At 32.2% G+C, this 14688-nt stretch carries 17 protein-coding genes; 16 read left to right on the top strand and 1 reads right to left on the bottom strand.

What is annotated here, in order from left to right:
• The 15 genes from EJF25_RS19070 (at position 1) to EJF25_RS18990 (ending at position 13216) form a co-directional block, all read left to right on the top strand.
• Entirely contained in the window at positions 1-2841 is a 2841-nt protein-coding gene (locus EJF25_RS19070) for a TraG/VirB4 family ATPase (protein WP_007660146.1), read from the top strand.
• 10 nt (positions 2842-2851) lie between these two features.
• Complete coding sequence (locus EJF25_RS19065; RefSeq protein WP_004295374.1) at positions 2852-3526, top strand: hypothetical protein; 675 nt, start codon at positions 2852-2854, stop codon at positions 3524-3526.
• A gap of 1 nt (position 3527) precedes the next feature.
• Positions 3528-4184: a hypothetical protein gene (locus EJF25_RS19060; protein ID WP_007559119.1), complete on the top strand. Its 657-nt coding sequence runs from the start codon at positions 3528-3530 to the stop codon at positions 4182-4184.
• Positions 4177-5199, top strand: coding sequence for a TraJ family protein (locus EJF25_RS19055; protein ID WP_007559121.1), 1023 nt, complete (start codon positions 4177-4179; stop codon positions 5197-5199). The genes EJF25_RS19060 and EJF25_RS19055 overlap by 8 nt, the downstream gene beginning before the upstream one ends.
• A gap of 32 nt (positions 5200-5231) precedes the next feature.
• Positions 5232-5846, top strand: a complete 615-nt coding sequence (gene traK / locus EJF25_RS19050) for a conjugative transposon protein TraK (RefSeq protein ID WP_005647312.1) — start codon at positions 5232-5234, stop codon at positions 5844-5846.
• Positions 5846-6277, top strand: coding sequence for a hypothetical protein (locus EJF25_RS19045; RefSeq protein WP_007559125.1), 432 nt, complete (start codon positions 5846-5848; stop codon positions 6275-6277). Before traK ends, EJF25_RS19045 begins: the two co-directional genes overlap by 1 nt.
• Before the next feature lie 3 nt (positions 6278-6280).
• Positions 6281-7390, top strand: a complete 1110-nt coding sequence (gene traM / locus EJF25_RS19040) for a conjugative transposon protein TraM (RefSeq protein ID WP_007559128.1) — start codon at positions 6281-6283, stop codon at positions 7388-7390.
• Position 7391: 1 nt separating this feature from the next.
• On the top strand, positions 7392-8231 hold the full coding sequence (traN, locus tag EJF25_RS19035; protein ID WP_004295380.1) for a conjugative transposon protein TraN: 840 nt from the start codon (positions 7392-7394) through the stop codon (positions 8229-8231).
• Between the two features lie 12 nt (positions 8232-8243).
• Positions 8244-8747 carry a hypothetical protein gene (locus EJF25_RS19030; RefSeq protein WP_007559132.1) on the top strand — a complete coding sequence of 168 codons (504 nt, stop codon included), beginning with the start codon at positions 8244-8246 and terminating at the stop codon, positions 8745-8747.
• Positions 8748-8749: 2 nt separating this feature from the next.
• Positions 8750-9409 carry a hypothetical protein gene (locus EJF25_RS19025; RefSeq protein ID WP_007559134.1) on the top strand — a complete coding sequence of 220 codons (660 nt, stop codon included), beginning with the start codon at positions 8750-8752 and terminating at the stop codon, positions 9407-9409.
• 2 nt (positions 9410-9411) lie between these two features.
• Positions 9412-10053 (top strand): OmpA family protein, encoded by a 642-nt coding sequence (locus tag EJF25_RS19020; RefSeq protein WP_007559135.1) that lies wholly within the window; start codon positions 9412-9414, stop codon positions 10051-10053.
• 1102 nt (positions 10054-11155) lie between these two features.
• Complete coding sequence (locus EJF25_RS19005) at positions 11156-11605, top strand: DUF3791 domain-containing protein (RefSeq protein ID WP_004295329.1); 450 nt, start codon at positions 11156-11158, stop codon at positions 11603-11605.
• On the top strand, positions 11602-12081 hold the full coding sequence (locus tag EJF25_RS19000; RefSeq protein WP_005647329.1) for a DUF3990 domain-containing protein: 480 nt from the start codon (positions 11602-11604) through the stop codon (positions 12079-12081). The genes EJF25_RS19005 and EJF25_RS19000 overlap by 4 nt, the downstream gene beginning before the upstream one ends.
• 21 nt (positions 12082-12102) lie before the next feature.
• On the top strand, positions 12103-12363 hold the full coding sequence (locus EJF25_RS18995; RefSeq protein ID WP_005647331.1) for a hypothetical protein: 261 nt from the start codon (positions 12103-12105) through the stop codon (positions 12361-12363).
• Positions 12350-13216: a zeta toxin family protein gene (locus tag EJF25_RS18990; RefSeq protein WP_007559145.1), complete on the top strand. Its 867-nt coding sequence runs from the start codon at positions 12350-12352 to the stop codon at positions 13214-13216. Before EJF25_RS18995 ends, EJF25_RS18990 begins: the two co-directional genes overlap by 14 nt.
• A gap of 46 nt (positions 13217-13262) precedes the next feature.
• On the opposite strand, the gene EJF25_RS18985 is transcribed toward EJF25_RS18990, so the two are convergent.
• Complete coding sequence (locus EJF25_RS18985; protein WP_007559149.1) at positions 13263-13928, bottom strand: M23 family metallopeptidase; 666 nt, start codon at positions 13926-13928, stop codon at positions 13263-13265.
• Between the two features lie 40 nt (positions 13929-13968).
• Between EJF25_RS18985 and EJF25_RS18980 the strand changes: the two genes are divergently transcribed.
• Positions 13969-14688 (top strand): DUF4099 domain-containing protein, encoded by a 720-nt coding sequence (locus EJF25_RS18980; RefSeq protein WP_029425721.1) that lies wholly within the window; start codon positions 13969-13971, stop codon positions 14686-14688.

Genomic DNA, 14688 nt, shown 5'->3' with positions numbered 1-14688 from the left:
ATGAAAAAGAAAAGTGAATTTGAAGCTCCTTATATTGGTATTGAAACAATAGACAATACTCCTATATTCTATAACCGAAGGGGCGACTATTCTGTTATCATTAAATGTGAAAATCCTATAATACAGTATTCAGCAGATATGGATGCTTACTATGATTTTCACCACTTATTTACTAATATCCTCAAAGTATTAGGAACTGGATATACAATACAAAAACAGGATATTCTATGTAAAAAATCATTTTTACCACCCCAGAATAGGAAGAACGACTATTTATCAAATCGTTATTTTGAACATTTTAAAGGACGAATATATACTGATATTTCTACTTATCTTGTTATTACAGGAGAAGTAGAAAGGTCTAAATTCTTTTCTTTTGACCCTCGAAGGTTTGATACTTTTATTAGAAACATCACAAAAGTATTAGGACTATTCGCTAACAGAGGAATAAGAGCTAAACTATTAAATGAAAATGAAATAGAAATATATATAAAAAGATTTCTATCTATCAATTTCAATCAGCAAACAGTAAGCCTAAAAAATATCAAAGCAAGAGAAGAAAATCTTATAATTGGAGAAAAAAACGTACAGTGCATTTCTCTTGTAGATATTGACGAAGTTAATTTTCCTTCTGTTATAAAACCATATAAAGAGGTCAATATTGGGCTAAGGTTTCCTGTTGACTTACTCTCTTTTTTGCATGATACACCAGGTATAGACACAATTATCTATAATCAAGTAATAAATATTCCAGACCAACGAAACGAAGCAAACAAATTAGAAGGCAAAAAGAAAAAACATAAAGGAATGCCTGACCCTGCAAATGATTTATGTGTAGAAGACATAGAACGAGTGCAGTCGGATATTGCCAGAGAAGGGCAAATGCTTGTATATGCACATTATAATATAATTCTTGCTGGTCTTGATGATATTAGTAAGGCTATCAACTATGTTGAAACATCTCTTTTTGATTGTGGCATTATTATTAATAAACAATGCTTCAACCAATTAGAATTATTCGAATGTGCACTGCCAGGAAACGCAATCAACCTAAACAGTTATGACAAATTTCTAACAACTTCCGATGCTGCAATTTGTCTTTTGTTCAAGGAAAAATTACAAGTAACAGAAAACAGCCCTTTTCTTACTTATTTTACAGACAGACAAGGATTGCCTGTTGGAATAGATATGTCCGGGAAAGAAGGTGAGAAAAAATATACAAATAACTCCAACTTCTTTGTTTTAGGTCCAAGTGGTTCTGGTAAGTCTTTCTATGTCAACTCCAAAGTAAGACAATGGGTTTTAGATAACACTGATATTGTATTGGTAGATACAGGGCATAGTTATTCAGGAATGTGCGAATACTATCATGGCAAATACATTACTTATTCTGAAAGCAAGCCTATATCTATGAATCCTTTCCGAATTACTGAAGAAGAGTATAATGTAGAAAAGAAAAACTTTCTTAAATCATTAATTTTCCTGATATGGAAAGGTGCAAATGGTGAGGTCAAAAAGCAAGAAGAAGAAATTATGGATATTACCATAGAAAAATACTATTCTTTCTACTTTCATCCCTTTAATGGTTATTCAGATGCGGAAAAAGAAGCCATACGTGAAAATTTACTACTCGAATTTCAAGTCAATGAAGAAGAATTTGAAAACGAAAGGGAAAAAGAAGAACGCAAGATACTTTCCGAAAAAATAGAGAAATTACAGCAACTAGTAGAAAAAGGAGAAGGCGGAGAAAAAACCAACGCAGAAAAAGCGATACAAAACATTCTCATCGAAAAAGGCTTTACACGCCAAGAGCTTGATAATCCTGAAACTAGATTACTTTCTATAATAGAAAGACGAATCCAGAAGAAGGAAGATATATTGAAAGAAATAAAAGTTGAAAGCTTATCTTTTAACTCTTTCTACGAATTTTCCCTACGCATTATACCTATCATTTGCAAAGAGAACAAAATTGATTTTGATATTACTAACTATAAGTTTCTATTAAAAAAATTCTATAAAGGAGGACAGTTAGAAAAAACTCTTAATGAGGATTTTGACACTTCCCTTTTTGAAGAACCCTTTATAGTTTTTGAAATTGATGCAATTAAAGATGACCCTGAATTATTTCCAATAGTAACCTTAATTATTATGGACGTTTTTATTCAAAAAATGAGATTAAAAAAGAACAGAAAGGCATTAATAATTGAAGAAGCATGGAAAGCCATAGCTAGCCCTATGATGGCTGGCTATATACTCTATTTGTATAAAACAGTTCGTAAATTTTGGGGTATGGCAATGGTTGTTACTCAAGAACTGGAGGACATAATTAGTAATCCTGTAGTCAAAAACTCTATAATCAGCAACTCCGATATTATATGCCTATTAGACCAAAGTAAATTTATAGACAAATATCAAGAAATAGCAAATCTTTTATCCCTAACGGAAGTAAATCAAAAGCAAATATTTACCATAAATCAACTTCCCAATAAAGAAAACCGTAATCGGTTTAATGAAGTATTTATAAAAAGAGGAAATTATGGAAATGTATTTGGAGTAGAGGTTTCTCTACACGAATATTTCACATTTACTACAGAACGAATTGAAAAAGATGCTGTTGGATATTATCATATCATTTATGGTAGTTTCCAAACAGGATTGGATAATTTTATAATAGACCTAAAATCTTCCAAATTAAAAAATATGGATTGGGTTTTACAAGTCAATAAGGTACTAGGGTATCACTCCGATGATGGAAGCCTAAAAGATATACTTAACATCATAGGGGAACAACCATTATATAAGTATATCCTAGATAAATACAAATGGATTACAAACCGTTAAAGATAATATCATGAAGAAAATCCTATTTATTTTAGTGGTAGCATCTACTTTAACCCAAGTTGCATATTCGCAAAAGGCAGTCTTGGATATAACCTGTATGGAAACACTTATAGCTAATCATAAGGTGCAACATACTTCTTTCTCTAAAGTGAAAGAGAATGAAGCTCAAATAAGCCTTATACAAAAACAAATCAGTGAAAAAATGGTTCAGATTGAATTTTTCCAAAGCAAATTTTATAATAGCCTAAAATCTGTAGAAGCCATCATAAAAACAGGAAAAGATATTATCTACTGCACTGATATTGCAGCAGATATTGGTAAATATCAAAAACAAATGGTTGAACTTGCTGTAGGTGACCCGGCTTTATTATTGGTGTCAGCAAAAACAGAGCTAGAATTAGTAAATCGCACTGCGGATTTGACACAATACATTTATCAGGTCGCTATTGTCGGGACAGATGTAAACCTTATGGATAATAAGCAAAGAATAGACTTGCTTAAGTATGTTATTAATGAACTAAGAAACATGAGAGGTATAGCATACGCTGTATGCCGACAGATGAAAACAGCAAAAAGAAATGGAGTATTACAAACATTAGCTCCGGGGGTATTTAAATACAAAGATAATCGTTCAAAATTAGTTGATGATTTATTACAGAATTATAAAGTAAAACCTAAAAGATAATATGAAAAGAGTGCTTTTATTTTTTTCCCTAATGTTGATTATTGGTACTTCTAATACCTATTCCCAAATGCCTGTAAAGGATAAAGGGAAATGGAGCGTGCTTAATAATATGGAATTTATGGATAGAGTACGACTACAACCAGAATGGTATCATTACTGGATATGGTATAAAAAGGTTTTGGGTATTAAAATTCCTTTGCCGGGCTTAGGGTTACACGACAAATACGGGAAGGAAGATAGACGTAATTTCCAGTTACAAGAAATTCCCATGATGGCAGCCGTAGAGTACAATAAATCAGAAACAGAAAAAGAAGGGTATAATGTTGATACCATATATAGACAGGAACTCTTCAAATTTGGAGATAAAGAAATTGATTATCAATATACTTTAACTAAAAATCGTAGAAATGATATTCTTAATGATATAAATAAAAAACTTGTCGAATATTCTTCTAATGGCGGTAATAAAGAACATGTTGAAGTTATAACTGATGAAGTTACTAGAATAAAAAAGAACATAGATATAATCCATGATTCACATATGAGTAACTCTAAAAAAAGGGAAGCCTATTTAGATTTTGATAAAGAACTAATAGAGGTTCTTTCATTAATAACAAGATTGAATAATATAAATAAAACAATAATGAGCCATGAATGAGTTAATAGATAAATTCTTATTTGAATTATTTGATGGACTAAGAGATAAAACAACTGTTCTATTCGGAGAATTTATTGCGGATGCACAAGCATTGGCAGCAATCTTTATGTTGTTATATTTTGGAGTAGAAAGCTTCAAAATGATGAGTGGAGATAAAAAATTAGAGATTATCCCGTTATTGCGTCCATTCGCACTGGGATTGGTTCTTATGTTCTGGATTCCCTTTATTAATCTAATCAGTTATCCCGGAGAGTTATTAACAGCACGAAGCAAGGCTATGTTTACGAATCAGATAGAAGAAGTAGAATTACTTTCTCGTAATAGATATGCACTCATTGATAGCGTAGCAGTAGAGTTATTACATACTTCATTAGAAGTTGAAAGAGCCGAAAATGAAGTTAAGGATAAGAAATGGTATGATTTTAGTATAGACTTCTCAGCTATTGGAGACAAGATAGCTGGATTATATGTATATGTAGTCGCTAAGGTTAAAATGATAATGTTTAATATCATTGAATTTATTGTCGTTACTTTTTGGCAAGTATGTACCTATTTTGTCTTTTTCCTACAAATCATATTCACAGGAATATTAGTTATTCTTGGTCCACTAGCTTTTGCATTCTCTGTTTTACCTGCATTTCGGGATGCTTATATACAATGGATAGCTCGTTTTGTCAGTGTTAGTTTATATTCATGTATTGCATATATAGTATTATCAATTTCTTTAGTAGTAATGCAATATGGGATAGAAAGAGAAATTGAAATTTTAGAATATGCGCTTAGAAATGAAGCTGCATTTGTCATGTATGTCGGAATGACCTCTGGAGGTGTCAATAGCTTCCTTCTTACAGCATTACTTGGAGCATTTGCCATGCTTACAATACCTTTTGTTTCTACATGGATTGTAAGTACAACTGGAGTAGGGCAAGCAGTAGGAGGCATGGTTGGAGGAGCAGCCATCGCAACCAAAGCTGTAGCAGCTCCGGCTACAGGTGGAGCCAGTGCAGCTATGTAAAAAGATTCATTAAATTTTAAATTCACATAATCATGATTATTAAAAACTTAGAAAATAAAATCAAATTAGCCGGAATTTTATCCATTGGCTGTTTTGCAACTAGTATAGTTATTTCAGGTATGGTACTAGCCTTTTGTTTCTCTTTAGTAAAAGCTGAAAGAAAAAAAATATATGTTTTGGATAATGATGTCCCTGTACTAGTAAAACAAACTGGTACAGAAGTCAACTTGGAAGTCGAATGTAAGAGCCACATAAATCTATTCCACACTTTATTTTTCACATTACCACCAGACGATGAATTTATAAAATACAACATGGAAAAAGCCATGTATCTAATTGATGATAGCGGATTAAAACAATATAATAATTTAAAAGAAAAAGGATATTTCAACACCATATTAGCGAGTTCTGCAACAGTAACAATTATGACAGATAGTATCAAGGTGGACATGAACAACCTATCTTTTGAGTACTATGGCATCCAACGTATAGAGCGAGAAACCTCTATTCTAAAAAGGCAACTTGTAACTACAGGGAAATTAAGACAAATTCCACGTACTGAAAATAATCCTCATGGACTTATTATCACAGATTGGAAAACGATACTAAACAAAGACCTAGATTATAAAGTAAAAAAGAATTTCTAATGAAACTGTTTAAACATAAAAAGAATGATAGAAAAGAAAGTATCAAGACTAAAGCCGAGCAAGCTACAGTTGTTCTTCTTACTAAAATATTTCAAAAGTTCGGAGTTAATAACGCTTGTGAACGCTTATTGGCGTGGGCTGATATACACCGTAAAGCTATGTTTGGAATTACGATTTCATTCCTTTCTTTCGTCACAATTCTATCATTAGTAATGCGTCCAGAAAGAAAGCCAATGCAAGTTTTCAACGAAGAAAAAAGCAAAGTACAAATTAACATTGATAGTACCCTACAAAAAAAACAAGTAGGAGTTCACGACTTGTTAGAAGTGATTAAAATGCAAAATGAAATTAATGAGCTAAGAAAAAATGGGAAATTAACTCCAGAAGACACTATACGAATAAAAAATTTATACAATAAATTAAATAAATAGCGTATGAAACAGATTGATATTAAAAAGCCTAAGTACATCATTCCGATACTCATCCTACCTTTTATTCTAGGGATAGGATGGCTAGTTAAGGATATGATAAACTCTGCCCCAGCAGAAGAAACTACATTAGTAGAAACGGAAGAATTAAATCTTGATATTCCTGATGCTAATTTAGAAAAAAGAGAGATAAAAAGTAAATTTGAATCACTCAAAGGAGCTTTCAATAAATCTTCTGATTATTCATCAATACAAACCATAGATAAAGAAGAAGAAGTTAGCGAAATTGAAAGTTCTGGTTCTCTTTACTCCAATGATGAAATAAGGCAAATTGACAGTTTAAATCAAGCTTCTAGAATCCGAGAAAAGGAATTGGAACAACAAATAAAAGGATTTCCTACTATAGATGAATCAAGTCAAACAGAAACTAGGAAAGCTCCTGAAAAATCCAAGATGCAAGAAGAAATGGAGCTTTTTAAAATGCAAATGGCTTATATAGATTCATTACAAAATCCACGTCCTAGAACACCTCAAAAAAAACAAGATGAAAAGCCAAAAGAAAAGGCTATAGAAGTTGTAAAAGCGAAAAATCCCGCAGAAGTATATTTTAATACTGTAGGGAAAGAACAAAAAACTTCACTAATCACAGCTATATTAGATGAAACTTTAAAAGTAACAGATGGTAGCCGAGTACGCATACGGCTTCTAGATGATATAATGATTAATGACGCTCTTTTAACTAAAGGCACTTACCTATATGGGAATGTATCTGGCTTTAAAGCTCAAAGAGTACACATTAATATTTCCTCTATAATGGTTGATGGCAGACAAATGAAAGTAGATTTATCTGTATATGATAATGACGGACAAGAAGGTTTCTTTGTTCCTTCATCAGCTTTTAGAGATTTGAGTAAAGATGTTGGAGCGCAAATAGGAAGCCAAACTATACAAATGAACAGCCAATCAGAAGGAGTAGAACAATTCGCTTTAGGTGCTTTACAAGATGCTTACCGTAGTACAACCCAAGCTCTTTCCAAAAACATCAAAAAAAACAAAGCCAAATTAAAATATAACACACAAGTTTTTTTAGTAAACAACAAAGATAAAGAACAATAATATGAGAAAGATTTTTATTGCATTATGCACAATGGTTTCTGTTATTACAGGAAATGCACAGAACACCCCTATTGGAGAAAACATCGAGCTTGCAGGTGAAAACCCAGAAGAACTAAAGGTTATATACGTCAACAAAGATGTTTCAACGCATTTTATAGCTATGGAAGATATAAAATATGTTGATATATCAGTCAATGATATTGTTGGCGATATTCCTACTGGTAACTCTCTTAGAATAAAGCCCACAAAAGAAGGAGCTAGTGGAGTTATCACCATTGTTACAGAAAGATTTTTCGTACAATATATGCTAGTATATAGTAGCGATTTAGCAAAAGCATACACTCGCTTTAATATCCCTTATGCTGATTTACGTAGCTATATGAATCCAGAAGTGAACTTAACCAAAGCACAAATGTATGATTACGCACATAGAATGTTTATTTCAAAAAATAAATTCTATGATGTTTCCAGTAAAAGTAACCTAATGAAAATTGTACTAAACAATATCTACACATTAGATAAGTATTTCTTTATTGATATTTCTATGATTAATAAAACAAAAATACGATATGATATAGACCAAATACGCTTCAAAATAGAAGATAAAAAACAAACAAAGGCTACTAATTTTCAATCTATAGAAATACTTCCATTGATGCAAGTTAATAAGAATCTTGTTTTCAAGAAGAACTATCGAAATATTTTTGTCTTTGAAAAATTTACTTTCCCAGACGAAAAAGTTCTTACCATAGAAATATCTGAAAAACAGATTTCAGGACGTACTATAACATTAAGAATTGATTATGCAGACATTCTTCATGCAGATGCTTTTACTGAATAAAATTTTACGATTATGAAAAGAATAGCATTTCTTGTTATCACCTTATTTTTTTCCCTAAAGTCAATGGCTGGTGATGGTGATAAGTTTTTTAATATTTCAGGAGGTTGGCAATGGAAAAATACCGTCAATGCAGTTGTAGGGCTGGAGTTTGAAGGTAAATATCACAATGCTTATGAACTATATATTGATTTAGCTACAGCATATGATAAATGCCCGGTATGTAATAAGGTATGCTCTGATAGTTTCTGGAGCTATAAAACATTCGGCATAGGTGCAGCATATAAACCTACAATCTCACGAGGCAAAAACAGTAATTTAAGATGGCGGTTTGGAGCAGATTTAGGAGCTAACAGAAAAGGGTTTCAGGCTTCCATTGATATAGGTTTAGAATATAGCTATTCATTTAGAAATGGAATGCAAGTCTTTGTAATGCAAAAAAATGATTTTGTCTTTTGGACACGTGACCATTTCCGAAATGGATTATTAGTAGGTGTCAAATTTCCAATAAATAATTAAGTATGAAAAAAATATATATAATTCTATTATCCATTATAGGGGTAATATCATCATGTACAAAACACGAAGATATTATAGACACATCATTACAGCCGGGTAGTATCTTATGTAGTGATGGAAGTATAGTGCATCCCTCACTTTTTTCACCCAATGAAAAAGAAGCCATTGGAGTTGTATTTTGGTGTAATGATGGGAATAATCCTGATATAAAAGAAACCGCTTATGCCGTTTCATTAGAAGATTTAGAAGAAAATCCTTTAATAGATACAGACGAGGATATAGCTAATGTTTCGGAAGATGAAAACAGCTTTGATGGAGCAGCTAATACTGCCGCAATAATGAACTTTGCTATAAAAGATAGTTTAGCTTATCCAGCAGCTCAAAAAGCTATAGAATACGCACCAAAAGGTGTTACAGGTTGGTTTATTGGCTCTATCGCACAAAACAAAGCAATCTCTAATAATCTTGAAAAGGTATATTCTTCTTTCTCAATCATTGGAGGAACGCACTTTGATGGTTGGTACTGGAGTTCTACAGAAGATGGAGCAGGAAAAGATACTCCTAAAGTGTTTGCACTAATTTCTTCATTAACAAAAGGAAGAGCAACCAGTACAAGCAAAAGAAATTCATTTAAAATCAGACCTATTATAGCAATAAGATAATCATGAAAAAGAAAATAATTATACTAGCAGCCTTCGTTGTTACATTTTTTACCGCATGTACTTCAACGCATATGATAACTTTCAGTAACGCTGAACTAAGCGACAAAGAAAAAGACATGATAGAAAATAATAGTAACTATTCAACCGCTTCAATAGTTGGTGGAAGTGCAAAATTAGTTAAAGAGGAAAGAGATAAAGCTATCCAAGAAAAGATAGAAGCTAGAAGAAATAAACTAAAAGCTATTGATGGCTTATCAATCTCCAGCTATAAAGATAAAAATGGAAAAGAACAGTTTAAAGCAACAGCTCAAAGTGAAATCCTATTCAAATTTGATTCATATGAATTAAATGAAGAAGCTCAAAAAATGCTTTCTGACTTATGTAATATCATTAGTGAAATACCCAATACTAAGATTAAAATAATTGGGCATACTGACAATATAGGAGAAAAACAATACAATATCATACTTTCTAAAAATAGAGCAGCAGCAGTAGGAAATTACCTTAGAACCGCTGGTATAGAAACAAACAACATAACAGAAGATGGAAAAGGATATAGCGAACCCATTGCAGACAATACAAGTGAAGCTGGACGTGCTAAAAATAGGAGAGTAGAAATATTTATCACAAATGATGAATATTAAAAAGAGAGATTTCTATTAACAAAGACCGGGAGGTAAAACTCTCGGTCTTTGTTTTATAGTCTGGAAAGAAATTGATACCGTACTTTTCGGAGTTCCGGCACTGATGGGCAAACATGGCATGATGAAATGATACCGAATTATCATTCCTGGCACACCCTGCAGAACGACCTTTTGATACCAAATACAAAAAGCTGCCGGAAGCCGGACACAAAACATTAGGGAAAAAGAACAAAGAGAAAACACTATATATAAATAATATATGAATATATAATATATGAACCTATAAACATATAATATATGATTAATATACTCCACTTCCAGAAAGAGCAACACGAAGAATCTTCTTTTCCCTAAAGTTCTTTGTGTCGTTTCTCTCTATATCTGAATACAGAAAAACGGCTGCATCATAAAAGAAACGATACCGACACCATTCAGGAACTATCGCCCATCAGCAAAAGGATTGCATCTAATTGATACCTTTTCTGCCTGCACTGGAGAGAAACCGGGAAGGTATTTGATACCGTACTTTTCCGGGTTCTGCCCGGCATGGACGATAAGAGAACATTATTATGATACCAAAAACTTTAGGGAAAAATAAAACTTCGGCAGTCTATAAACCTAAAACCATTTTTAACAAAAATAATTGTCCTATTATTTGCGACATTTATAGAAAATTACTATCTTTGAGTATTGAAAATAAAGAGATAAATAAACTTTTAAAGCTGGTTTGGCTGCCAGTATAAAGAACAGCAAACAAAATCATGAATATCTTAAGATTTCTTTTAAGTAGCTTTTTATGGGCTATGGGTGGAATTTTTGTATTAGCAATCTATGCGTATAGTGAACTAGTCTATTTGATTTTTATTTGCATTGCAATAGTAGGATTAACCATCTACTACAGAAAATCCATAATAAAAATGTACGCAGAAATCTTTAATGAGTTAGGAATCAATAAGTATGTTATACAAATTAAAAATCTAAAGAAATACAAAGAACCTATTTACAAACTAATCAATACAATAGGTCTATGATGATTGTTTTTTCTCTATCTTTGCTAAAGACATCAGCAAGATAGCTATATAAAATTAGAAAATAAATAGTTATGGAAACTAATCAAACATATCAAAATGAACTTGGTTCGGCTATGCTCCCATTTGTTATGAGAGAATTGGTTGATACAGTCATGAAAAGAAAAACGCTACCTTTAGAAGATGCGTTATACTATATATATTCTTCCAATTTGTACAAGGCATTATTGGACGAGAACACAAAACTATGGTATTCAAGTACATTATCACTTTATGAAGCATTAGAAAAAGAGAAAACAGAACAGAAGAAAGTACAAAAGGACAATCCAAAGATATTGCTTTTTCAAATGTTTTGTGCTGAAAATTACAGGGAAACTAAAAATATAAGTGCTAAAGAAACTCTTTTGCTGTTTTCCAATCATGGCGTTTTTGAATTTCTATATGAAAATTTTGAAATGCTGCACACACAAGATACAGAGTATATATTAGATACTATAATAACTTATATCAATAAAAAGGCATGAAACTATATCACGGCTCAACAGTTACCGTCAAATCCCCTAATATACAGAAAGGGCGTAAAGCTACTGACTTTGGAAAAGGATTCTATACGACAACTAATTTTGAACAGGCTAAGAAGTGGGCAATACTCAAAAGAAATCGGGAACATGGTAAAAAAGCGGTCGTTTCAGTTTATGAAGTCCCCGATAATATTCTTGATAGAGAGTTTTCAGTCCTTCGATTTGATGGGGCTACAAAAGAGTGGCTGGAGTTTGTAGTTAATAACCGCAGAGGAAAAGGAAAAAACAGCTATGATTTAATAATGGGACCCGTTGCCAATGACCAGTTATATGCAACAATCCGGCTTTATGAACAAGGTGTTGTTACGGCTGATGCAGCGATTGAAATGCTAAAGACCCATAAGCTTTTTAACCAACTTTCATTTCATACAGTGAAAGTTATTCCATTATTAAAATTCACAGAATCTATTGAAGTATAAATCATAAAACTATAATGAACCATGAATAAAGAAATGAGCTTGGATGTTGCGCTCGACATTATCGGGACACTCCGCATGATGAAGATAGATGAAATATCAGAAGAGAAGGATGAAAACAGAAAAAAAATACTGCAAAAAGAACTTTCTGTTCTCAACACAGAAGAAAAAATAGCAAATGGATTGTTGCAGTTTGAAGTTTCTGAAAATGTGCGCTTATCAGTCATGGATAAGATACAAAACTATTACGCACCTAAATTGAAAGCATATTATGCAACGCTATGAAGTAGAAGCCATCTTTGAACAAAAAAAAGATGGCTTATTTGAGGACATCAATATATCATCACAAAAGCCTATTGCTATAATCTTAGGTGGACAACCAGCTTGCGGAAAAAGCACTCTTATAAATGTTGCAAAGAAAGACCATCCTAACTTAGATTTTCTCACTGTTAATGGTGACCTTTACAGACAGTTTCACCCCAATAAGGAACTAATAAAAGACCCTATTAAATACCCCATTGAAACCCAGATTTTTTCTAGCGTTTTTACAGAAAGACTAATAGAAGAAGCCATTAAACGGAAATGCAATATTATTATAGAAGGAACTATGAGAAATCCAGATGTACCTTTAAAGACAGCACAAAAATTTAAAGATGCAGGATTTAGAGTTGAAGCATATATTATTGCAGCCCCCAAGGAGTTTACCCAACTAGGACTTTACAACAGGTATCAAGAAGAAGTACTAAGTAAAGGACAAGGACGATTAGCCGATATTGATTCACATAACAAAGCCGTAAATGGACTAATGAAATCTGCAAATCAATTATACAGTGATAAGGCTGTAGATAAGATTTCTATCCACACCTACTTAGCGAAAGAAAGAATTAAAGATTTCAATCTAGTAAATGGTGAATGGAGTTGCAAAAGTATGCCATCTATTTTTATAGATGAAAGTCGTTCAAAACAGATGAAGAATAAAGAAATACTTAACACTAACATTCAAAGAGGAAAAGAGCTTATTGAATCCGTAACGAATCCTGAAGTAAAAAAAGGAATGAAAGAAGCTCTGTCACAACTTCAATCTTCACTAGAAAAAGTTCAAAGACAAGAAAAAGGATTAAAAAAAGGTTTCTTCTGATTCTTCCAAAAAGAGAGGACTGGCTTTTCCAATCCTCTTTTTCTATTTATTTGCGTCTTAACTCATTATCTATTTGCTGTGAAATTTGTCCTTTAACGGTTCTGATTACCTCATTAATATAATCAAGAATTGGCTTAGGGTCTATAGTTTTATCTTTGTATTCCATTTGAAAATGTAAGTGTTCTCCTGTGCTGCGCCCGGTACTTCCACTAATGCCTATTGGTTGCCCAGCTTCAACAGCTTGTTTCGCATTTACAAGCACACTGTATAAATGCCCATAGATAGAAGTAAAATCACCATGACGCACTTCTACATAATTGCCCAACCCTTTATTTTTTCCTGTTTTTACAACCATTCCCGGCATTATCGAATAAACATAGTCGTTGTTGCCTTTAAGGTCTATCCCTCTATGATTTGCTATTTTTCCAGTAAATGGGTCTTTTCTTTTACCATAATGGGAAGTTATCACCATTGAATCAATGGGCAAAGATAAATACCTTCTTTGCTTCCAGTATGCAAGTCGTTCTGTAGTCAAAGCATCATTGACGACAACAGCCTTTTCTTTTTCTTCTATCAATTTATTTTCTGTCGTTGCTAATACAGGTTCCGCTTTAGGAATATCCTTTTTCTGTAATACCGTATTAAACTGACAGTAGCCATTCACTGAAAAAAACAATGAATAAGTAAAAAACATGATAAATTTATTCTTCATATTGATATTTTTATTACTTTTGAGCAAAAATATACATTACATGGATAAAAAGCAAGCTATTTTTAATGAAAATGATATTCCATATAAAGAATTAGAACTAATAGGAATATCAAAAAAACAGATATGGTCTTTGGATAAGGCAAATATCACAGCTCTATTATCTGGAAAGAGAACCAGTTTACTAGACCTTTCTTTTCACGATAATAATGGAGAAGAAATAAGTATGAAAGGAAAAATAAGTTTGTACTGGAAAGATAGCAACAATGCTGGCGTTAAAGTTCATCCAGTCAGACCAGAAATAATGAATGATATAAACCTTAAACCAAAGGAGTTAGAACGACTTCAAGATAACGAGATAATAACAAAAACTATTAACAATGAAAAATATCTCGTACAATTAGACCCTGAAACAAACGAATTGCTTAAAACAAAAATCAAAAGTATTTCAATACCTTCAAACATAAAAGGTGTTGAGCTGGATAAGCAACAAAAGGAAACTCTAAAATCAGGTAAGGAATTAATTTTGAATGTTGACAAAGAAAAAATTGCCATAAGATTAGATTTAAATAATCCAAGAGGAATAAAATTCCTAGACTTCGAGCAGAAACAGAAAATAGCTTATGACCGGCATAACCCACAAATTATAGGAACTATTCATACTGATAAAAACAGAAATGAATATATAGAATACATGAAAGGACAAAAAACAACACTTGGAAATGAATCGCAATCTAAAGTAGAACATAAATTCAAATTATAA

Origin of the sequence: Bacteroides faecalis, assembly GCF_003865075.1 — a bacterium.
Classification (GTDB): domain Bacteria; phylum Bacteroidota; class Bacteroidia; order Bacteroidales; family Bacteroidaceae; genus Bacteroides; species Bacteroides faecalis.
The sequence above is the reverse complement of the archived record's forward strand: the minus strand, read 5'-3'. Positions and strand labels throughout refer to the sequence as shown.

Excerpts from the sequence above, each read along its gene's own strand:
- EJF25_RS19070 (WP_007660146.1), top strand. The coding sequence starts at position 1 with ATGAAAAAGAAAAGTGAATTTGAAGCTCCTTATATTGGTATTGAAACA.
- EJF25_RS19065 (WP_004295374.1), top strand. The coding sequence starts at position 2,852 with ATGAAGAAAATCCTATTTATTTTAGTGGTAGCATCTACTTTAACCCAA.
- EJF25_RS19060 (WP_007559119.1), top strand. The coding sequence starts at position 3,528 with ATGAAAAGAGTGCTTTTATTTTTTTCCCTAATGTTGATTATTGGTACT.
- EJF25_RS19055 (WP_007559121.1), top strand. The coding sequence starts at position 4,177 with ATGAATGAGTTAATAGATAAATTCTTATTTGAATTATTTGATGGACTA.
- traK (WP_005647312.1), top strand. The coding sequence starts at position 5,232 with ATGATTATTAAAAACTTAGAAAATAAAATCAAATTAGCCGGAATTTTA.
- EJF25_RS19045 (WP_007559125.1), top strand. The coding sequence starts at position 5,846 with ATGAAACTGTTTAAACATAAAAAGAATGATAGAAAAGAAAGTATCAAG.
- traM (WP_007559128.1), top strand. The coding sequence starts at position 6,281 with ATGAAACAGATTGATATTAAAAAGCCTAAGTACATCATTCCGATACTC.
- traN (WP_004295380.1), top strand. The coding sequence starts at position 7,392 with ATGAGAAAGATTTTTATTGCATTATGCACAATGGTTTCTGTTATTACA.
- EJF25_RS19030 (WP_007559132.1), top strand. The coding sequence starts at position 8,244 with ATGAAAAGAATAGCATTTCTTGTTATCACCTTATTTTTTTCCCTAAAG.
- EJF25_RS19025 (WP_007559134.1), top strand. The coding sequence starts at position 8,750 with ATGAAAAAAATATATATAATTCTATTATCCATTATAGGGGTAATATCA.
- EJF25_RS19020 (WP_007559135.1), top strand. The coding sequence starts at position 9,412 with ATGAAAAAGAAAATAATTATACTAGCAGCCTTCGTTGTTACATTTTTT.
- EJF25_RS19005 (WP_004295329.1), top strand. The coding sequence starts at position 11,156 with ATGGAAACTAATCAAACATATCAAAATGAACTTGGTTCGGCTATGCTC.
- EJF25_RS19000 (WP_005647329.1), top strand. The coding sequence starts at position 11,602 with ATGAAACTATATCACGGCTCAACAGTTACCGTCAAATCCCCTAATATA.
- EJF25_RS18995 (WP_005647331.1), top strand. The coding sequence starts at position 12,103 with ATGAATAAAGAAATGAGCTTGGATGTTGCGCTCGACATTATCGGGACA.
- EJF25_RS18990 (WP_007559145.1), top strand. The coding sequence starts at position 12,350 with ATGCAACGCTATGAAGTAGAAGCCATCTTTGAACAAAAAAAAGATGGC.
- EJF25_RS18985 (WP_007559149.1), bottom strand. The coding sequence starts at position 13,928 with ATGAAGAATAAATTTATCATGTTTTTTACTTATTCATTGTTTTTTTCA.
- EJF25_RS18980 (WP_029425721.1), top strand. The coding sequence starts at position 13,969 with ATGGATAAAAAGCAAGCTATTTTTAATGAAAATGATATTCCATATAAA.